The organism is Salinibacter sp., assembly GCF_036626415.1.
Classification (GTDB): Bacteria; Bacteroidota; Rhodothermia; order Rhodothermales; family Salinibacteraceae; genus Salinibacter.
On record NZ_JAZKRW010000203.1, the window covers coordinates 1 to 3,650 of the forward strand.

Sequence of the window (3,650 nt, forward strand, 5' to 3'; positions counted from 1 at the left end):
GGCCGGCGCGTCGCCCAGCGTCAGCGAGGTGACCACGAGGATCCCAATGCAGAGGGCCGTGAGGAGGCCAGCGATGATTGTGAAGTGCAGGTCGATGACCCCCATCTGGCTCAGCACGAAGACGGCGAGCGAGAGCGCGTGGCCCCCGATCAGGGTGGCAAACGCGCCGTCGCCGTTCGTGCGCGGCCAGAACACCCCCAGCAGGAAGATGGCCACCACGGGCGGCACCAGGTACGAGAGGACGGACTGGATGTAGCTCCAGAGGCCCGGGAAGTAGCGGATCATGGGCGCCCAGGCCGCCGCCACGAGCATGAGCACGATGGTGGCAATGCGCCCGATGCGGCCCGTCTCCTCGGGGGACAGGTTCTCCCGGTTCGGCTTGATAAAGTCGATCGTGATGAGCGTAGACGCCGAGTTGAGCGTGGAGTCGATGGTGGACATGATGGCGGCGATGAGGCCGGCCATGACGATCCCCACGACGCCCACCGGGAGCAGGTCCGTCACCAGCGTGGGGAAGACCTGGTCGGGGTTGCCGAGGTCGGGGTACAGCTGCAGCGCGAACGCCCCGGGCAGGACCATGATGAAGAGGGGCAGCAACTTCAGAAAGCCCCCGAGCATGGCGCCCCACCGGGCGTGGTTCAAATCGCGCCCGCCCAGGATGCGCTGCACGATGTACTGGTTCAGGCCCCAGTAATAGAAGCCGAGGATGGGCACCCCCACGAGGGTGCCGAGCCAGGGCAGGCCCTCCGCGTCCATCGGCCGCATCAGCGACAGGTGATCTTCGGGCAATTGCGCCGTGGCCTTCGCCCACGAGAAGTCGAACTCGGCGAACGTGATCCCGGCGATGAACGTGGAGCCGACCAGCAGGATGATGGCCTGCAGGATGTCGGTGTAGACGACCGCCGCGAGGCCGCCCGCCGCCGTATACACCCCCGCAATGATGGCCAGCCCGAGGGCCGTGGGCACGAACGGCAGCTCCGGAAAGAAGGTGCGGAGCACCACGGTCCCGGCGTAGATGCCCCCCGCCGTGTCGATGATGACGCTCGTAAAGATCGTGAGCCCTGAGAAGTACTTTCGGGAGCGCACGTCGAATCGCTTCTCCAGGTACTCCGGAATGGTCGTAAGGCCCGACCGGATGAAGAAGGGCACGAAGAAGATGGCGATGAACACGAGTACCACCCCCGCCATCCACTCGTAGTTCGAGACCGCGATGCCGGTGCGGTAGGCGTCCCCCGCGAGGCCAATCAGGGTGGTGCTCGAAATGTTGGACGCGAAGAGGGAGAACCCGATGGTGCCCCACGCGAGCGTGCGCCCGGCCAGAAACAGGTCTTCTCCGCTCTCAATGCGCTGGGCCACCACATATCCAATGATCCCGACGACGACGAAGTACGCGCCGATGATGGCCAGGTCCAGAGTTGCGAGGGGAAAGTCGGGGGACATAAGAGGAGAAGAGGTTGACGGAAAGCAAGAGGCATTCGCAGGACGCCGCACCGTCGCGTGGGGGAGAAGGGGTCACCAAGAGGGCGCCTCGGCCGACCGCGCACGCACACCCAGTTCGGCCGTCGTTGATGTAAGCGGTTTCGGGAAGGTAGCAAGGGCGAAGAAAGGACGCAAGACGAAGCAATCGTTGTACGGGAAGGGGCACATCATGCTGGGGGCGTGGCGATCCGGCCGTCGCCTTTGTACCGAGCCGTCGGATGGGCGGAGGCGAGCCTCTTCGGGCAGAAGCCCACCGTGATGGGGGGCGGTGCGCCCGTGTGCCCGTCAAAGAGGGCAACGCCCTGCCGGCGCCGGGCGTGCTTGGGGCGTGCAAGGAGGTGAGCCGGAAAAGGCAAACACGGGCCTGGAGGGAGGCGTCCCACGAAGGGATCAGACGACCTGCGTGCCATTCACGGAATCATAGACCCGCTCTGGCTTGACATTGCATTACGCCAGTATTACCGTGTAAGCGCTTACGTGACGAAAAGCCACCGTGTCTCCCCCGTCCTCCCCACTTGTGTCGACGACCATTTACGACATTGCGGAGCGGGCGGACGTGTCGACGGCGACCGTGTCCCGGGTTTTCAACGATGAATCCGGGGTCAGTGAGGAGACGCGGCAGCATGTGCTCGACGCGGCAAAGGCCCTAAATTATCGTCCTCACGCCTCGGCACAGAATCTGGCGCGGCAGCACACGAACCAGATTGCCGTCGTGGCGCCGGTCGTAGCGAACTACTTCTACATGCACGTGATGCGGGGCATTCAGCATGCGCTTGCGGACCGGGACATGGACCTCATGGTGCATGCGCCGGCAAACCCGCAGGACCGCATCCACGAACAGCCCGACCCGGAGTCCCTCAGTACGTACATGGCTCGGGCCTTGCAGCCGGGACGAAACGACGGAATTCTTCTGCTGTCGATGCCGCTGACGGACGAGTGGGCCGACCGCTTGGCGGAGACCAGCCGGGCGGTCGTGCTCGTGGACAGCGAGCATCCACGGTTCGAGTCGTTCTCAGTAGACAGCCGGGAGGGGGGGTACAGGGCGACGCAGCACCTGATTGACCTGGGGTACGAGCGCATTGGGCACATTACTGTAGAGTACGATCCGCCCCCGGCTCGCTACCGCCGAGAAGGCTACGAGCAGGCGCTCCGGGAGGACGGGCGGGCAGTGCGAGACCCTCTCATTGCCGCGAGCGACGAGCGGCCGTTTGCATTTTCCGAAAAGGGTGGCTACCGCGCCATGAAAACCCTCCTCGACCGCAATCCCCGGCCGGACGCGGTGTTTGCCGCGTCGGACATGCAGGCGCTGGGGGCCGTGCATGCGGTCCAGGAGCAGGGACTTCGCGTGCCGGAGGACCTTGCGATCGTTGGCTTCGACGACATTGAGTTGAGCCGGTGTGCCGGAATCACCACGCTTCGGCAGCCCGCCCGCACCATGGGCGCCCGAGCGGCCCGAACCCTCCTGCGACGCATCGACGACGCCAACTCAGCCCCGGTGTCGAGCACCGTGTTCTCCCCGAAACTCGTCGTTCGGCAAACGTGCGGCGGCCATTCTGAGCAGGAGGACGCGTCCGCCGGGTTCACGTGGCGGGAGCCATGAGGGGGAAGACGACAAGTGTGTTGTGCTTCGTTCCTTCATCTTGATGTAAGCGCTTTCCCGATGGAGTGCCATAGAGAGCAGCGCGGAGCGCCGCCGTGCACCGCCGGGGCTGCCCGACGGCACATGCCCAGCGGCGTTTTGCGAAGCGGTTTCAGCACCCGGGCCTGTGTGCTACACGAGGCCCGATGCACCGGCCGTTTCCCGATCCGATCCTGAATCACCGACCCAGCATTCGACTTATGCAATACCGACACTCGATCCTCACGCTCGTGTTTTTGGGCCTGGCCCTCTGTGTAGGGGCGGTCCAGGCGCAGGACCGGCAGGAAATCACCGGCACCGTGACGGCGGCCGACGACGACTCGCCCCTACCGGGCGCGAATGTCTCCGTGCCGGGCACCACCGTCGGGACGGCCACGAACGCGCAGGGGCAGTACAGCCTGCGTGTGCCCACCGACGCGGACTCGCTGCGCTTCTCGTTTGTCGGGTTCCAGGCGCAGACCGTCGCCATCATGGGGCGCACCACGGTCGACGTGGCTCTGGCCCCGGCCGCTCAGCAGATCGACGAGCTGGT

3 protein-coding genes are annotated in these 3,650 nt (G+C 65.3%); 2 read left to right on the top strand and 1 reads right to left on the bottom strand.

The features are described from left to right. The coding region (locus V5A20_RS13595) for a sodium:solute symporter (RefSeq protein ID WP_332316626.1) at nt 1-1,440 on the bottom strand (1,440 nt) is incomplete at its 3' end. A 556-nt stretch (nt 1,441-1,996) separates the two neighbouring features. On the opposite strand from V5A20_RS13595, the gene V5A20_RS13600 reads away from it, so the two are divergent. Further along, on the top strand, nt 1,997-3,079 hold the full coding sequence (locus V5A20_RS13600; RefSeq protein ID WP_332327592.1) for a LacI family DNA-binding transcriptional regulator: 1,083 nt from the start codon (nt 1,997-1,999) through the stop codon (nt 3,077-3,079). A 239-nt stretch (nt 3,080-3,318) separates the two neighbouring features. Continuing rightward, nucleotides 3,319-3,650, top strand: a 332-nt coding sequence (locus tag V5A20_RS13605) for a carboxypeptidase-like regulatory domain-containing protein (protein WP_332327593.1), incomplete at its 3' end; no start/stop codon positions are given.